Source organism: Microbispora sp. H10830, assembly GCF_014161375.1.
Lineage (GTDB): Bacteria > Actinomycetota > Actinomycetes > Streptosporangiales > Streptosporangiaceae > Microbispora > Microbispora catharanthi.
Map to the genome: position 1 here is coordinate 501,520 of NZ_JABBWX010000002.1, position 12,956 is coordinate 514,475.

At 71.2% G+C, this 12,956-nt stretch carries 16 protein-coding genes; 12 read left to right on the forward strand and 4 right to left on the reverse strand.

The genetic code is table 11. From position 1 onward, the window contains the following. The first annotated feature begins 276 nt into the window (after positions 1-276). A complete protein-coding gene (locus HHX35_RS07080; RefSeq protein ID WP_030506755.1) occupies positions 277-573 on the forward strand; it encodes a WhiB family transcriptional regulator in 297 nt (98 codons plus the stop codon). A gap of 48 nt (positions 574-621) precedes the next feature. Here the strand turns inward: HHX35_RS07080 and HHX35_RS07085 are convergent, their stop codons facing one another. Continuing rightward, complete coding sequence (locus tag HHX35_RS07085; RefSeq protein ID WP_182898071.1) at positions 622-1,764, reverse strand: ArsA family ATPase; 1,143 nt, start codon at positions 1,762-1,764, stop codon at positions 622-624. Between the two features lie 40 nt (positions 1,765-1,804). Beyond that, positions 1,805-2,845, reverse strand: a complete 1,041-nt coding sequence (locus HHX35_RS07090; RefSeq protein WP_182898072.1) for an ArsA-related P-loop ATPase — start codon at positions 2,843-2,845, stop codon at positions 1,805-1,807. Positions 2,846-3,075: 230 nt separating this feature from the next. On the opposite strand from HHX35_RS07090, the gene HHX35_RS07095 reads away from it, so the two are divergent. The 5 genes from HHX35_RS07095 to HHX35_RS07115 all read left to right on the forward strand — a co-directional run bounded on the left by HHX35_RS07095 (position 3,076) and on the right by HHX35_RS07115 (position 6,386). Beyond that, positions 3,076-3,999 (forward strand): slipin family protein, encoded by a 924-nt coding sequence (locus HHX35_RS07095; protein ID WP_139573993.1) that lies wholly within the window; start codon positions 3,076-3,078, stop codon positions 3,997-3,999. A gap of 37 nt (positions 4,000-4,036) precedes the next feature. Next, positions 4,037-4,189 (forward strand): DUF4177 domain-containing protein, encoded by a 153-nt coding sequence (locus HHX35_RS07100; RefSeq protein WP_076440089.1) that lies wholly within the window; start codon positions 4,037-4,039, stop codon positions 4,187-4,189. After that, positions 4,189-4,650 (forward strand): RidA family protein, encoded by a 462-nt coding sequence (locus HHX35_RS07105; RefSeq protein ID WP_139573994.1) that lies wholly within the window; start codon positions 4,189-4,191, stop codon positions 4,648-4,650. The genes HHX35_RS07100 and HHX35_RS07105 overlap by 1 nt, the downstream gene beginning before the upstream one ends. Positions 4,651-4,743: 93 nt before the next feature. Further along, positions 4,744-5,568: an NUDIX domain-containing protein gene (locus HHX35_RS07110; RefSeq protein WP_182898073.1), complete on the forward strand. Its 825-nt coding sequence runs from the start codon at positions 4,744-4,746 to the stop codon at positions 5,566-5,568. After that, positions 5,565-6,386 carry an MBL fold metallo-hydrolase gene (locus HHX35_RS07115; protein WP_396779818.1) on the forward strand — a complete coding sequence of 274 codons (822 nt, stop codon included), beginning with the start codon at positions 5,565-5,567 and terminating at the stop codon, positions 6,384-6,386. The genes HHX35_RS07110 and HHX35_RS07115 overlap by 4 nt, the downstream gene beginning before the upstream one ends. 7 nt (positions 6,387-6,393) lie before the next feature. Here the strand turns inward: HHX35_RS07115 and HHX35_RS07120 are convergent, their stop codons facing one another. After that, positions 6,394-7,074, reverse strand: a complete 681-nt coding sequence (locus HHX35_RS07120) for a Crp/Fnr family transcriptional regulator (protein WP_030506761.1) — start codon at positions 7,072-7,074, stop codon at positions 6,394-6,396. A 342-nt stretch (positions 7,075-7,416) separates the two neighbouring features. On the opposite strand from HHX35_RS07120, the gene nth reads away from it, so the two are divergent. The 6 genes from nth (at position 7,417) to HHX35_RS07150 (ending at position 12,189) form a co-directional block, all read left to right on the forward strand. After that, a complete protein-coding gene (gene nth, locus HHX35_RS07125) occupies positions 7,417-8,154 on the forward strand; it encodes an endonuclease III (RefSeq protein ID WP_182898074.1) in 738 nt (245 codons plus the stop codon). Positions 8,155-8,246: 92 nt separating this feature from the next. After that, entirely contained in the window at positions 8,247-8,894 is a 648-nt protein-coding gene (locus tag HHX35_RS07130) for a CoA pyrophosphatase (RefSeq protein ID WP_139573997.1), read from the forward strand. Between the two features lie 88 nt (positions 8,895-8,982). Next, entirely contained in the window at positions 8,983-10,173 is a 1,191-nt protein-coding gene (locus HHX35_RS07135) for a MarP family serine protease (protein WP_182898075.1), read from the forward strand. An 85-nt stretch (positions 10,174-10,258) separates the two neighbouring features. Beyond that, on the forward strand, positions 10,259-10,453 hold the full coding sequence (locus HHX35_RS07140; protein ID WP_182898483.1) for a hypothetical protein: 195 nt from the start codon (positions 10,259-10,261) through the stop codon (positions 10,451-10,453). Positions 10,454-10,456: 3 nt separating this feature from the next. After that, the gene (locus HHX35_RS07145) at positions 10,457-11,560 is read left to right on the forward strand and encodes a sensor histidine kinase (RefSeq protein ID WP_182898076.1); all 1,104 of its coding nucleotides are present in this window, start codon (positions 10,457-10,459) and stop codon (positions 11,558-11,560) included. After that, complete coding sequence (locus HHX35_RS07150; RefSeq protein ID WP_182898077.1) at positions 11,557-12,189, forward strand: response regulator transcription factor; 633 nt, start codon at positions 11,557-11,559, stop codon at positions 12,187-12,189. The genes HHX35_RS07145 and HHX35_RS07150 overlap by 4 nt, the downstream gene beginning before the upstream one ends. A 165-nt stretch (positions 12,190-12,354) precedes the next feature. On the opposite strand, the gene HHX35_RS07155 is transcribed toward HHX35_RS07150, so the two are convergent. Continuing rightward, entirely contained in the window at positions 12,355-12,741 is a 387-nt protein-coding gene (locus HHX35_RS07155; RefSeq protein WP_310738936.1) for a DUF309 domain-containing protein, read from the reverse strand. Positions 12,742-12,956 lie beyond the last annotated feature (215 nt).

Below are 12,956 nucleotides of genomic sequence, written 5' to 3' on the forward strand. Positions count from 1 at the left end.
TTTGCCGTGTGCTTGCACGGATCCAAGGGTACGTCCGTTTGGTGACTCTCCCGGCATCGACCTCACAGGTCCGCATTACCCCCCGGCGGGGGGGACTAGTCATTCCCGGCCACATGGCCTGACATGACCATGCACGAATTTGGTCCCCCCGGGGTATGTCGGTTCGATCGTTTCGTTGCGTACTTTCTCCTCTGCGGCTACTGCAACCAGGAGGCCCGACGCCCGCGCCCGTCGGCCGAAACGACGACTGACCACCTAAGGGGAGTGGGGTCGAACATGTGGATCACGGATTGGACCTCCCGTGCCGCCTGCCGAGGTGCGGATCCTGACGCACTCTTCGTGCAAGGCGCCGCCCAGAACCGGGCCAAGCTCATCTGCCGTGGATGCCCCGTCCGTACCGAATGCCTCGCCGATGCGCTCGACAACCGCATCGAGTTCGGGGTGTGGGGCGGGATGACGGAGAGGGAACGGCGCGCGCTGCTCAGGCGCAGGCCGGATGTGGAGTCCTGGCGCGACCTGCTGGAGTCCGCCAAGGAAGAGTACGAGCGGACCAACGAGCTGATCGCCGGCTGAGCCCGGCGCGGCGTCCCGCGGCGAAGCGGGACGCCGGACGTCACGTCTTCAGGACGCGAGGAGTTGCCCGATCTGGCGCAGTCCCGCCAGATCGTGCACGTCCTCGGGCATCGCGGGCACCTGCGCGATGGGCACCGTCGGATGGGCCGAGGTGAAGTGCTCCTGCTGGCGCTGCTCCCGGGAGGCGAGCTGCATCCTTCCGGCGTGCAACCGCAGCACGGCCGCGGTGAGCTCGTGCTCACCCCTGGCGTCCAGGTCCTCGGCGGCGGCGGAGCTGCGCGCCGCCGACAACGACGGCGCCAGCGGCCGGTGCACGCGGTTGACGACGAGCCCGGCCAGCGGCATGCGCTCGTCGGCCAGCCGCTCCACGAAGTAGGACGCCTCGCGCATCGCGTCGCGCTCCGGCGCGGCGACGACGACGAACGCCGTGCCGGGGGCCTGCAGCAGCCGGTACGTCTGCTCGGCGCGCTGGCGGAAACCGCCGAAAACCGCGTCGAGCGCGGTGACGAACAGCTGGATGTCCCGGAGCACCTGGGCCCCGATCACCTTGGTCAGGATGCCCGCGACCATCCCGAAGCCGGCGTTGAGCAGCTTGAACGCGCTGCGCCCGCCGGCCTTGGCCGGGGCCGTGAGGATGCGGATCAGCCTTCCGTCGAGGAAGCGGCCGAGGCGCTCGGGGGCGTCGAGGAAGTCGAGCGCCGACCGTGACGGCGGGGTGTCCACCACGATCAGGTCCCACTCGTTCGAGCGGCGCAACTGGCCCAGCTTCTCCATGGCCATGTATTCCTGCGTGCCGGAGAAGCTGGACGACAACGATTGGTAGAAGGGGTTCGTCAGGATCTGCCGGGCGCGCTCGGGGTCGGCGTGGGCCTCGATGATCTCGTCGAAGGTCCGCTTCATGTCGAGCATCATCGCGTGCAGCTCGCCGCCGGCTTCTCCGGCGCCGTCCACACCGTGTACGCGCCTGGGGGTGTTGTCGAGCTCGGTCAGGCCCATGGCCTGGGCCAGCCGCCTGGCGGGGTCCACAGTCAGGACGACCACCGAGCGGCCCCGCTCGGCGGCGCGCAGCCCGAGAGCCGCGGCCGTCGTGGTCTTGCCGACACCGCCCGAGCCGCAGCACACGATGATCCGGGTGTCCGGATCATCCAAGATCGCGTCCATGTCCAGCGCGGGCGCCGTCCTCGTCACCATTCAGCCTTTCACTCGATCAGAAGGTCACGCCGCGCACAGTTCACGCGACACACTGTGCCCGCAGCGCGTCGGCCAGCTCGTAGAGCCCGGCCAGGTCGGCGCCTTCGGGCAGCAGCGGCAGGTCGTACCGCGGCACGTCGGCCTCCTCCAGCGCGACGCGCTCGCGCTTTTCCAGCTCGGTTCGCAGGGCGTGCTCGGTCACCTCACGGGCGAGCGCCTCTGCGACCGCGGACGCGTTGGCCGTGGCGTCCGTCAGCCCGGCCGCCTTGAGGCCGAGCGCGAGCTCGGCGGAGTCGAACCGCCCCCGGCCGGCCGCTTCGAGCACGCCCTCGGGCAGCCCGGCGGGGCGCACCATGTTGACGAACACGCCGCCCACCGGCAGCCCGGTCGTGCGCAGCTCCTCGATGCCGTCCAGCGTCTCCTGGACGGGCATCTCCTCAAGCAGCGTCACGAAATGGACCGCCGTCTCCGGGGAGGCGAGCACGCCCCGCACCAGGTCGGCGTGGTTCTTGATGGGCCCGACCCGGGCCAGCCCGGCGACCTCCTGCGTCACGTTCAGGAAGCGGGCGATCCTGCCGGTCGGGGGCGCGTCCATGACGATCGCGTCGTACACCCTCCGGCCCAGCTTGTCGCGGCGGCGTACGGCCTCGCTGGTCTTCCCTGTGACCAGGACGTCCCGCAGGCCGGGGGCGATGGTCGTGGCGAAGTCGACCACGCCCATGCGGGTCAGCGCCTTGCCCACGCGCTTGATGCCGTAGAACATCTCGAGATATTCGAGCATCGCCTCTTCGGGGTCGACGGCCAGCGCGTACACGTCCCCGCCGCCGGGCGCCACGGCGATCTTGCGCTCCTCGTACGGCAGCGGCGGCAGGTCGAACGCCTGGGCGATGCCCTGCCGTCCCTCGACCTCGACGAGCAGCACCTTGCGCCCGCCCGCCGCCAGGGCCAGCGCGAGCGCGGCGGCGACCGTCGTCTTCCCGGTGCCGCCCTTGCCGCTCACTATGTGCAGGCGCACGCCGTCCCAGTCGGTGTCACGGGCCTCCCCGTTGCTCCCGCCGCGACTGCTGGTCGGCTGACTCACCGTGCCTCCTCCGGACGGCCGGCGAGATCGCGTGCGCGGGTCGTCGCGCGGTGGTTCCCGTCGGCGTGCCTGCTCCACTCGCCCACGTGAGGAAGGCTACCCAAGGGTCACCTGCCGATTCGCGGGGGTCGTCCAGAGCCGGAACCCGAGGTACGGCTTGCGCGTCGATTGGGTAAGGGTTCGCCAATGGGCGCTTGCCCCCCATCGGGTCGACGAAGGAGGTGCCGGCCGTGGAGTCGGTGCTATTGACGCTGGTCGTGGTCCTGGGCTTTGCCCTGCTCGTCGCGGTGGCCCGGGGCGTGCGGATCGTCCAGCAGTACGAGACCGGGATCGTGTTCCGGCTCGGCCGCATCCAGCAGGAGGTGCGGGGCCCCGGATTGCACCTGATCGTCCCGATCGTCGACCGCATGCAAAAAGTGAACATGCAGATCGTCACGATGGGAGTGCCCGCGCAGGAGGGCATCACGAGGGACAACGTGTCCGTCCGCGTCGACGCGGTGGTCTACTTCCGGGTGATCGATCCGATCAAGGCCGTCGTGAACGTCCAGAACTACCTCTTCGCGGTCTCCCAGGTGGCGCAGACGTCGCTGCGGTCGGTGATCGGCCAGTCGGAGCTGGACCAGTTGCTGTCGGACAGGGACGCGCTGAACGCCCAGCTCAAAGCCGTCATTGACGAGCCGACCGAGGGGCCGTGGGGCATCCGGATCGAGCGGGTCGAGATCAAGGACGTGGCGCTGCCCGAGGGCATGAAGAGGTCGATGTCCCGGCAGGCGGAGGCCGAGCGGGAGCGGCGCGCGCGGATCATCACGGCCGACGGCGAGTTCCAGGCGTCCAAGCGGCTGGCCGCCGCCGCGCGGCAGATGTCCTCCGACCCGGCGGCCCTGCAACTGCGCATGCTGCAGACCGTGGTGGAGGTCGCGGCGGAGAAGAACAGCACGCTGGTCATGCCGCTGCCGGTCGAGCTGCTGCGTTTCTTCGACAAGATGGCCCCCGCGGCCGAGACGCCCGCCGCCGGGCAGAAGGCCGAGGTGGGGGAGCCCGTTCCGGTGGAGGAGGAGCTGGAGGAGCTGCCCGCCATCGACGCCCCGGCCGACCTGCCCGGCACGCCGTTCGACGTGTCCGACCGCGCCCCTCGGCCGGAACCGCGTTCCTGAGCATCCCCGGCCTGCCGTGCCTCGATAGCCTTTGCCCATGACCAAGTGGGAATACGTCACCGTGCCGTTGCTCACGCACGCTACGAAGCAGATTCTGGACAACTGGGGCGAAGACGGGTGGGAGCTCGTCTCGGTCATCCCGGGGCCCAACCCCGAGCAGCTGGTCGCCTACATGAAGCGGCCGAAGTGATGGCCACCCCGGAGGAGCGGCTCGCCGAGCTCGGGCTCGCGCTGCCCGAGGTCGTGCCCCCGCTGGCCGCGTACGTGCCCGCCGTACGGACGGGCGACCACGTCTACACCTCCGGCCAGCTTCCGCTCGTGAAGGGCGAGCTGGCCGTCACCGGCAAGGTCGGCGCGGAGGTGTCGGCCGAGGAGGCCAAGGAACAGGCGCGCATCTGCGCGGTCAACGCCCTGGCGGCCATCAAGGCGCTGGTGGGCGACCTGTCGCAGGTCGTGCGGATCGTGAAGGTGGTCGGGTTCGTCGCGAGCGCTCCCGGCTTCACGGGGCAGCCGCAGGTCGTCAACGGCGCCAGCGAGCTGCTCGGCGAGGTGTTCGGCGAGGCGGGCAAGCACGCGAGGAGCGCGGTCGGCGTGGCGGTCCTCCCGCTCGACGCCCCGGTCGAGGTGGAGGTCATCGCGGAGGTCCGCTGACCGTCCGGCCGGCCGGAACCGGGGTTTGCGGTTCCGCGAACGCGTGGGGGAGCATGGGGGCGGGTTGACCCGATCCTTGTTCTGGAGGGCCTCATGGGGTTTCCGCTGCCCGGCGAGGTCGGCGAGCGGGCGCGGGAGATCCTCGCCGGCCGCCTGGCTCCCGTCCCCGCCAGGGACGCGGCCACGGTGGTGCTGCTGCGTGACGACCCCCTGGAGGTGTACCTCCTCAGGCGCAAGGCCACGATGGCCTTCGCCGCCGGCGCCTACGTGTTCCCCGGCGGATCGGTCGACCCGCGGGACGCCGACCACACCGTGGCCTGGGCGGGCCCGCCGCCCGCCGCGTGGGGCGAGGTCTTCCGGGCCGACGAGAGCACGGCCCGGGGCCTCGTCTGCGCCGCCGTACGCGAGACGTTCGAGGAGTCGGGCGTGCTCCTGGCCGGGCCGGGCGCGGACACGGTGGTGACGGACACGACGGGCCCGGACTGGGAGGCCGACCGCCTCGCGCTGATCGCGCGCACGCTGTCGTTCGCCGAGTTCCTCGACCGGCGCGGTCTCGTGCTCAGGTCCGACCTGCTCAAGGCGTGGGCGCACTGGATCACCCCGGTGGTGGAGCCCCGGCGCTTCGACACCCGCTTCTTCGTGGCGGCTCTGCCCCCCGGGCAGCGTACGCGGGACGTGGGCGGGGAGGCGTCCGGGGTGGCCTGGATGCGGCCGCGCGACGCGCTGGCCGCCGCGAGGGCGGGAACGGCGCACATGCTGCCGCCCACCTTCCGGACGCTGGCCGAGATGGCGGCGTTCGAGTCGGCCGGCGACGTGCTCGCCTGCCCCCGGTCGATCACGACCGTCCTGCCGGAGCCCGCCGAGGTGGACGGGCAGATGGTGCTGATGATCCCCGAGACAGGAAAGGCGGCCGAGTGAGCGGCCTGCGCATCCCCGGACCGGACGGCGCCGACGGCCTTGACGGCTCCGGCGGCCTTGACGGCGCGGGCACGGCGAGCGCCGTGAACGTGCTGGCGCCCAACCCGTCGCCGATGACCCTCGACGGCACCAACACCTGGATCGTCGGCGGGGCGGACGCCGTACTGGTGGTGGATCCGGGCCCGGACGACGAGGCGCACCTGCGGCGGGTCGCCGAGCGGGTGGACGGCCGCCGGGTGACCGCCGTGCTGCTCACGCACGGCCACCCGGACCACAGCGAGGGCGCGACGACGCTCGCGCGGATGCTCGGCGCGCCGGTGCGGGCGCTCGACCCACGCCTCCGCCTGGGCGAGGAGGGCCTGGCCGACGGCGACGTGGTGACGGCGGGAGACGTGGAGGTGCGGGTCGTCGGCACGCCGGGGCACTCGTTCGACTCGCTGTGCTTCTGGCTGCCCGGCGACAGGGCGATCCTGACCGGTGACACGATCCTCGGCCGGGGGACGACCGTCATCGCCCCCGACGGGGACCTCGGTGACTACCTGCGCAGCCTGGACAGGCTCAGGCAGGGCGCCGAGATGCTGGAGGCCATGGTGCTGCTGCCCGGTCACGGGCCCGTCCTGCCCGATCCCTCCGGGGTGCTCGACGCGTACATCGCCCACCGGCGCGAGCGGCTGGACCAGATCCGCGAGGCGATCCGCAGTGGCGCCAGGGACGCGCGCGAGATCGTCGAGATGGTGTACGCCGACGTGGACCGGTCACTGTGGCCGGCCGCCGAGATGTCGGTGGCGGCCCAGCTCAACTACCTCAAGACGCTCTAGCGTCGCTTCAGCGGGAGCGGTTGAAGAGCCGCTCCCTGTCCATGATCACCACGGCCTTGGCCTCGATGCGCAGCCAGCCGCGCTGGGCGAAGTCGGCCAGGGCCTTGTTGACCGTCTCCCGCGAGGCGCCCACGAGCTGGGCGAGCTCCTCCTGGGTGAGGTCGTGGTGCACCCGGATGCCGTCGTCGGTCTTCTGCCCGAAGCGGTCGGCCAGGTCGAGGAGCTGCTTGGCGACGCGGCCGGGCACGTCGGTGAAGACGAGGTCCGCGAGCACGTCGTTGGTGCGGCGCAGCCGCTGGGCCAGGGCGCGCAGCAGGTGCAGCGCCACTTCGGGCCGGCCGGTCAGCCACGGACGCAGGTCGTCGTGCCCCAAGCCGGCGAGCCGTACGTCGGTCAGCGCGATGGCCGAGGCCGTACGCGGGCGAGGGTCGAACAACGACAGCTCGCCGAACATCTCGCCGGGGCCGAGCACGCTCAGCAGGTTCTCCCGGCCGTCGGGAGCGGTGCGCGCCAGCTTGATCTTGCCTTCGAGCACCACGTAGAGCCGGTCGCCCGTCTCGTTCTCACTGAAGAGGGTGCGGCCCTTGGGCAGCTCCACCTCGGTGATGCTCGTACGCAGAGCCGCGGCGCTCTCGCGGTCGAGCGCGGAGAACAGCGGCGCCTTGCTCAGTACTTCCTCGGTGCTCACGGTGCCTCCTTGCTGCGGGCGCGCTCGGTCGCCGGCTCCGTGCTAGCCATTGTGACCCACGCCATCCGCGACGCATTACGGGGTGTCCCGTTACGTCGCATGGGCGTAGCTCCCGGCTCGCACTCGTGTGCGTGGTGCCTGGCGAAACAACACAATCTTGGCGGAAACCTATCCTTACGCCCATCGCGCGCTCGACCGGCTCGGGCAGCCGGTCGTCCCCCTACGGGCACAGTGTATTGCGCAGCGTAGGGACAAATTGGCAAATACAGGCTGGATATGTGGCATGTGTGGCAAGCCATGACCTGGGAGCGGGCCGAGGACGCGAGGCCCTACGCTTGCGGCATGGCGACGAACACGGCCGCTCCCCGACGGCGTCAGCGTCAGGCCGAGACCCGCCTGGGACTCGTGCGGCGGGCGCGGCGAATCAACCGGATCCTGGCCGAGACCTACCCCGACGCCCATTGCGAACTCGACTTCGGCAACCCCCTGGAGTTGCTGGTCGCCACGATCCTGTCGGCGCAGTGCACCGACAAGAGGGTCAACATGGTCACTCCGGTGCTCTTCGCGAAGTACCGCACGGCGGCCGACTACGCCGGAGCCGACCGCGCCGAACTCGAGGAGATCATCAAGTCGACCGGGTTCTTCCGGGCGAAGGCCAACAGCATCATCGGGATGGCTCAGGCCCTGTGCGAACACCACAAAGGGGAGGTCCCGGGCAAGCTGGCCGACCTGGTCAAGCTCCCGGGCGTGGGCCGCAAGACCGCGAACGTCGTGCTCGGCAACGCCTTCGAGGTTCCCGGCATCACCGTCGACACGCACTTCCAGCGGCTGACGAGGCGCTTCGGCTGGACGACCGAGACCGATCCCGTGAAGATCGAGCACGAGGTCGGCGAGCTGATCCCCAAGTCCGAGTGGACGATGCTGTCGCATCGGCTGATCTGGCACGGCCGGCGCATCTGCCACGCCAGGAAGCCCGCCTGCGGCGTGTGCCCGCTCGCCGCGCTCTGCCCGTCGTACGGCACCGGCCCCACGGACGCGGACGAGGCGCGCAAGCTGGTGCGGCCGGGCCCGTTCTCGTGAGTATGCAGTGATCGGGAAGCTCGGGCGTCCTCCCGTGGTTGTACGGCACGCTTGGGCCCCAGCATGCCCGGTGTGACGATGTGGAGGTGGTCGTGGCTCCCCCTTGGTTGACGGAGCTGGCCGCGAAGGCCGCGCACAGCCCTGTTCCCACCGCGTTGCGGCCGCCCGCGAACGGCGCCGGCCGCTCGGCGGCGGTGTTGTTGCTGTTCGGCGAGGGGCCCGAGGGGCCCGACATCCTGCTCATCCAGCGCAGTTCGAAGGGCCGGGTGCACGCCGGCCAGCCCGCGTTCCCCGGTGGCGGCGTTGATCCCGGCGACGACGGCCCGATAGGCGCGGCCCTGCGCGAGGCCCAGGAGGAGACCGGGCTCGACCCCTCGGGCGTCGAGGTCGTCGGGACCATGCCCGAGCTCTACGTCTGGCGCAGCGACAACCGGGTGACGCCCGTGCTCGCCTGGTGGCACACGCCCTGCGCCGTGCACGCCGCGTCTCCCGACGAGGTCGAGACCGTCGAGCGGGTCCCGGTCGCGGAGCTGGTGGACCCGGCCAACCGGCTCCGGCTGCGCCATCCGCGCGGCATCGTCCCCTCCGTGGCGTTCCGCGTACGCGGGCTGCTCGTGTGGGGGTTCACCGCCGGCGTGCTCGACGGGGTGCTGACCGCGGCCGGCTTCGAGCGTCCCTGGGACCGCTCACGGGTCGAGGATCTTCCCCCCGAGGTCCTCGATCTGGCCGCGCGGGGCTGAGCCGCCGGGGTGCTCGTACGCCGCGTATGGCGACGAGACCCGGCAGACGCCCGCACACGACGAGTGGCGTGGCTATACCGTGGAAACTGTGCGCGGCGATCTTCTGGATCTCATCCTGATCGGCCTGGTGGTGGCCTTCGCGGTATCCGGTTACCGGCAGGGCTTCATCATCGGGGCCTTCAGCTTCATCGGATTCATCGGCGGCGCCATCCTGGGGCTGTTCATCGCGCCACCCCTGGCCGGAGCGATCGTCAGCGGCGACATCGAGAGGGCCCTGTTAGCCATCGTCATCGTCTTCCTGGCGGCGACGATCGGGCAGTTCGCGTCCTCGACCATCGGCGCGGTGGCCCGCAGCCATGTCACATGGGAGCCGGCCAAGGCCGTCGACGCCTTCGGCGGCTCGGTCGCCAGCGGTCTGTCGGTTCTGGCCATCGCCTGGCTGATCGGCTCCCTGATGGTCTCGATGAGCATCGGCCAGCCGCTGGTCAAGGACCAGATCAACGGATCCGTCGTGTGGCAGACGGTCGACGAGGCCATGCCGGACGGCGTGCGGGCCATGCAGAAGCCGTTCAGGGACTTCGTCAACACGTCGGAGTGGCCGCAGGTCATCACCTCCATCGGCGGCCAGAACGTGCCCCCGCCCGACCAGAGCCTGATCAACGGCAGCCCCGCCCTCGTCCGGGCCCGCAGGGCGATCGTCAAGGTGCAGGGCACGGCCCCGAGCTGCCGCAAGCGCATCGAGGGGACCGGGTTCGTCTACGCGCGGCAGCGGATCATGACCAACGCCCACGTCGTCGCCGGGGTCACCGAGGGGCTGCGGGTCACCGACTACGAGGGCAACCAGTACGACGCCCGGGTCGTCCTGTACAACCCCGAGCGCGACATCGCGATCCTGTTCGTCCCGAACCTCCCGATCAACGCGCTGCGCTTCGACATGAACGCCGACAAGGGCGACAGCGCGATCATCGCCGGTTACCCGAAGGGGCACCCCTTCACGCCGCTCGCCGCGCGCGTCAGGATCAAGCAGCGCGCCGAGTCGTACGACATCTACAACCAGCGCAGGGTGGAGCGCGAGGTCTACGCCATCCGGGGCAAGGTCCAGCCGGGCAACTCGGGCGGGCCGCTGCTGAGCCCGGACGGCCGGGTGTTCGGAGTGATCTTCGCCGCCGCGACGGACCAGCCCGAGACGGGCTACGCCCTCACCGCGGAGGAGGTCATGCCCGACGCCAACGACGGCAGCGGCGCCGTCGTCCGCGTGGGCACCCAGGACTGCGACTAGGGAGTGTCCGGTTCCTGACGCTCCACCCCGTTCTCCAACCTTCGGAGGTGCCGCTCCACCCCACCCCGTCCCTACCGTCCTCGGCATGGACAAACGCACTGGAGGGTCGGGCCGCATCTGGCTCGACCTGCTGCACCGGCTCATGGACGCCAACGGGGGGAAGATGAACGGCAAGGTCCTGCTCGCGATCGTGATCGTGGCCCTGCTGGTGATCGCCGGCTTCGTGGCCTTCCGGCTTATCGTGTTGAACATGATTCTCACGTTGACGGATTCGCGCTAGGCGATGCGGGAGGTGTGGGGGCGGGTCGTGCGGCTGCTGGCGGCCGACGACCCCGAGACCGGCCACATGGTCAGGCTGCTGATGAGCCTGGTCCTCGCCTGGTCGCTCGCGACCGCGTCGCCCGACCGCGCCCCCGCGCTGTTCTGGTCCGCGCTCTGCGCGTCGATGGCGTGCTGGCTGGCCTTCGTCCTGCTCGACCGATACTTCTCCCGAGTCGCCGTGGCCCTGCTCGCGGCCGGTTCTGCGATCGCCGCGTCGGTGTCGGGATCGGCCGAGGCGGCGCCCACGGTATTCGTGTTCGCGATGCTGCTGCTGTTCGCGGCGCACGTGACGCCGAGCATGGGGGCGATCGTCGCGGTCACCGTGACCGACCTGGCGCTCATGGCCGGCAGCATGCTGTGGTGGGAACAGCCGCGATCGGCGATCGTGGTCCGCGCCGCGGTCGTGCTGTGCACCGTGCTCTTCGCCTTGCACCGGCGCCAGTACCGCCGGGCCCAGCAGGACCGGGCCAGGGCCATGGCGCTCGACGAGCGGGCCCGCATCGCCAGGGAGCTCCACGACGTGCTCGCGCACTCCCTCGGCGCCCTGGGGGTGCAACTGGAGGTCGCCGAGGCATTGCTCACCGAGCGAGGCGACGTGGAGGGGGCGGTGGCACGCATCCGCAGGTCGCGGGCTCTGGCCAGGGAGGGGCTGACCGAGGCGCGTTCGGCGGTGGCGGCCCTGCGGGAGGACGTGCCGCCGCTGCCCGACGCGCTGAGCCTGCTGGTCGCCGAGCACCGCAGGGACCACGACGTACCCGCCGAACTGTGCACGGCGGGCACACGGCGGCCGATCACTCCGGCGGCGGAGGTCTGCCTGCTGCGTACGGCGCGCGAGGCACTGACCAACGCCGCCAGGCATGCTCCGGGCGAGCCGGTGACGGTCGAGCTCGGCTACGGTGAGGGCGCCGTCCGGCTGGTGGTGCGCAACCCGTGTGAGGCCGCACGCGCGGTGTCATCCGGGCACGGCCTGCAGGGCATGCGTGAGCGGCTGGCGCTCGCCGGCGGGACGTTGAGCGCCGGACCGGCGGGCGGCCTGTGGGAGGTGCGGGCGGAGGTGCCGGAATGAGGGTCCTGGTCGTCGACGACCAGCAGCTCATGCGTGAGGGCCTGGTGGCGCTGCTGGACCTGGTCGACCACGTGGAGGTGGTGGGCGACGCCGGGAACGGAGAAGAGGCCCTGAGCCTGGTGGCCGAGCTGCGTCCCGACGTCGTGCTCATGGACCTGCGCATGCCCGTGATGGACGGCGTCGAGGCCACGCGGCGGATCAGCCGTGCGTACCCGGAGGTGGCCGTCGTGGTGCTGACGACCTACGACGACGACCGGTCCGTGGACTCCGCCCTGCTGGCCGGGGCCCGCGGCTACCTCACCAAGGACGCCGGTCGCGCCGAGATCGCCGCCGCCCTCCGCTCCGCCGCCGCCGGGCAGTCGACGTTCTCGGCCGCGGTGTCCCGGCGGCTGGTCGACGCGCTGTCCCGCGCCGCGCCGCCGCCGGTCGCGGCCTGTCCCGACGGGCTGACCGTGCGGGAGGTCGAGGTGCTGCGGCTCGTCGCCGGGGGGCTGAGCAACGCGGAGATCGGCTCGGCCCTCTTCATCGCGGAGACGACCGTGAAGACGCACATCAACAACGCCTTCGCCAAGATCGGCGTCCGCAACCGTACGGCGGCCGCCGCCTACGCGCGCGACAAGCTGCTCTAGGTGACTCTCCCGCGCACCACGCAGCCGGTGCCCGGTTCCACAGTCCGCAGCAGCCTTGTCGGCCGGCAGCCCTGCCCGCCGCAGCAGCCATATGGTCAGCAGCCCTGCCCACCGCACCCCGCTGCCGCACCCCGGCGTCACCGCTGCCGCTGACGGGCGGCCTCGCTACTTCGCGGGGGCCAGGCGGGCGAGGATGGCGGCGATGGCGGAGCCGGCGTCGGCGTTCCCCTCGTCGATGGCGGTCGTGACCGCGTCGGCCTCGATGGCCAGGGCCCGCAGGTCCAGCCTGTAGGGCCGGGTGGAGCCGTACGCGCCGAGCCTGGCGGACCCGCGGGTCAGCAGGGCGGCGGCGCCGGAGAGGTTGCCGCGCTGGATGTGCGTCAGGCCCACGCATATCTGGGCGAGTCCCTGCCACAACTCGCGTTCCTCGGCCGGGCTGGTCTTCCAGCGGGCCTCAAGCACCTCGTGAGCGTGGAACGGCCGGCCCGCCGCGAGCAGCTTCCTGGCCTCCTCCAGCGCCTCCTCGGCGGCGGGAGCGTAGTCGTCCGGCACCCGGGGCACTCCCTCTGTGCCTCTGGGGAGCGGCCTGCCGTACTCGTCGCGAGGGCGTGCATTACGGGGGCGACCCGCTTCGTCACGGTCACGCATGGTCTCTCCGCAGGGCGCGTGGGCGGTTCTGAGCGGCCGAAGCACCCCGGCGACTCCCGGATCACCCGGAGATCAACCAGGAAGTTGAGCCACTTCAGGGCACATTTCTACTATCTTCT

What these genes read in the sequence shown, in the direction of transcription:
- HHX35_RS07080 (WP_030506755.1), top strand. Translation starts at nt 277, where the DNA reads ATGTGGATCACGGATTGGACCTCCCGTGCCGCCTGCCGAGGTGCGGAT.
- HHX35_RS07085 (WP_182898071.1), bottom strand. Translation starts at nt 1,764, where the DNA reads ATGGTGACGAGGACGGCGCCCGCGCTGGACATGGACGCGATCTTGGAT.
- HHX35_RS07100 (WP_076440089.1), top strand. Translation starts at nt 4,037, where the DNA reads ATGACCAAGTGGGAATACGTCACCGTGCCGTTGCTCACGCACGCTACG.
- HHX35_RS07105 (WP_139573994.1), top strand. Translation starts at nt 4,189, where the DNA reads ATGGCCACCCCGGAGGAGCGGCTCGCCGAGCTCGGGCTCGCGCTGCCC.
- HHX35_RS07110 (WP_182898073.1), top strand. Translation starts at nt 4,744, where the DNA reads ATGGGGTTTCCGCTGCCCGGCGAGGTCGGCGAGCGGGCGCGGGAGATC.
- nth (WP_182898074.1), top strand. Translation starts at nt 7,417, where the DNA reads ATGGCGACGAACACGGCCGCTCCCCGACGGCGTCAGCGTCAGGCCGAG.
- HHX35_RS07140 (WP_182898483.1), top strand. Translation starts at nt 10,259, where the DNA reads ATGGACAAACGCACTGGAGGGTCGGGCCGCATCTGGCTCGACCTGCTG.
- HHX35_RS07145 (WP_182898076.1), top strand. Translation starts at nt 10,457, where the DNA reads ATGCGGGAGGTGTGGGGGCGGGTCGTGCGGCTGCTGGCGGCCGACGAC.
- HHX35_RS07150 (WP_182898077.1), top strand. Translation starts at nt 11,557, where the DNA reads ATGAGGGTCCTGGTCGTCGACGACCAGCAGCTCATGCGTGAGGGCCTG.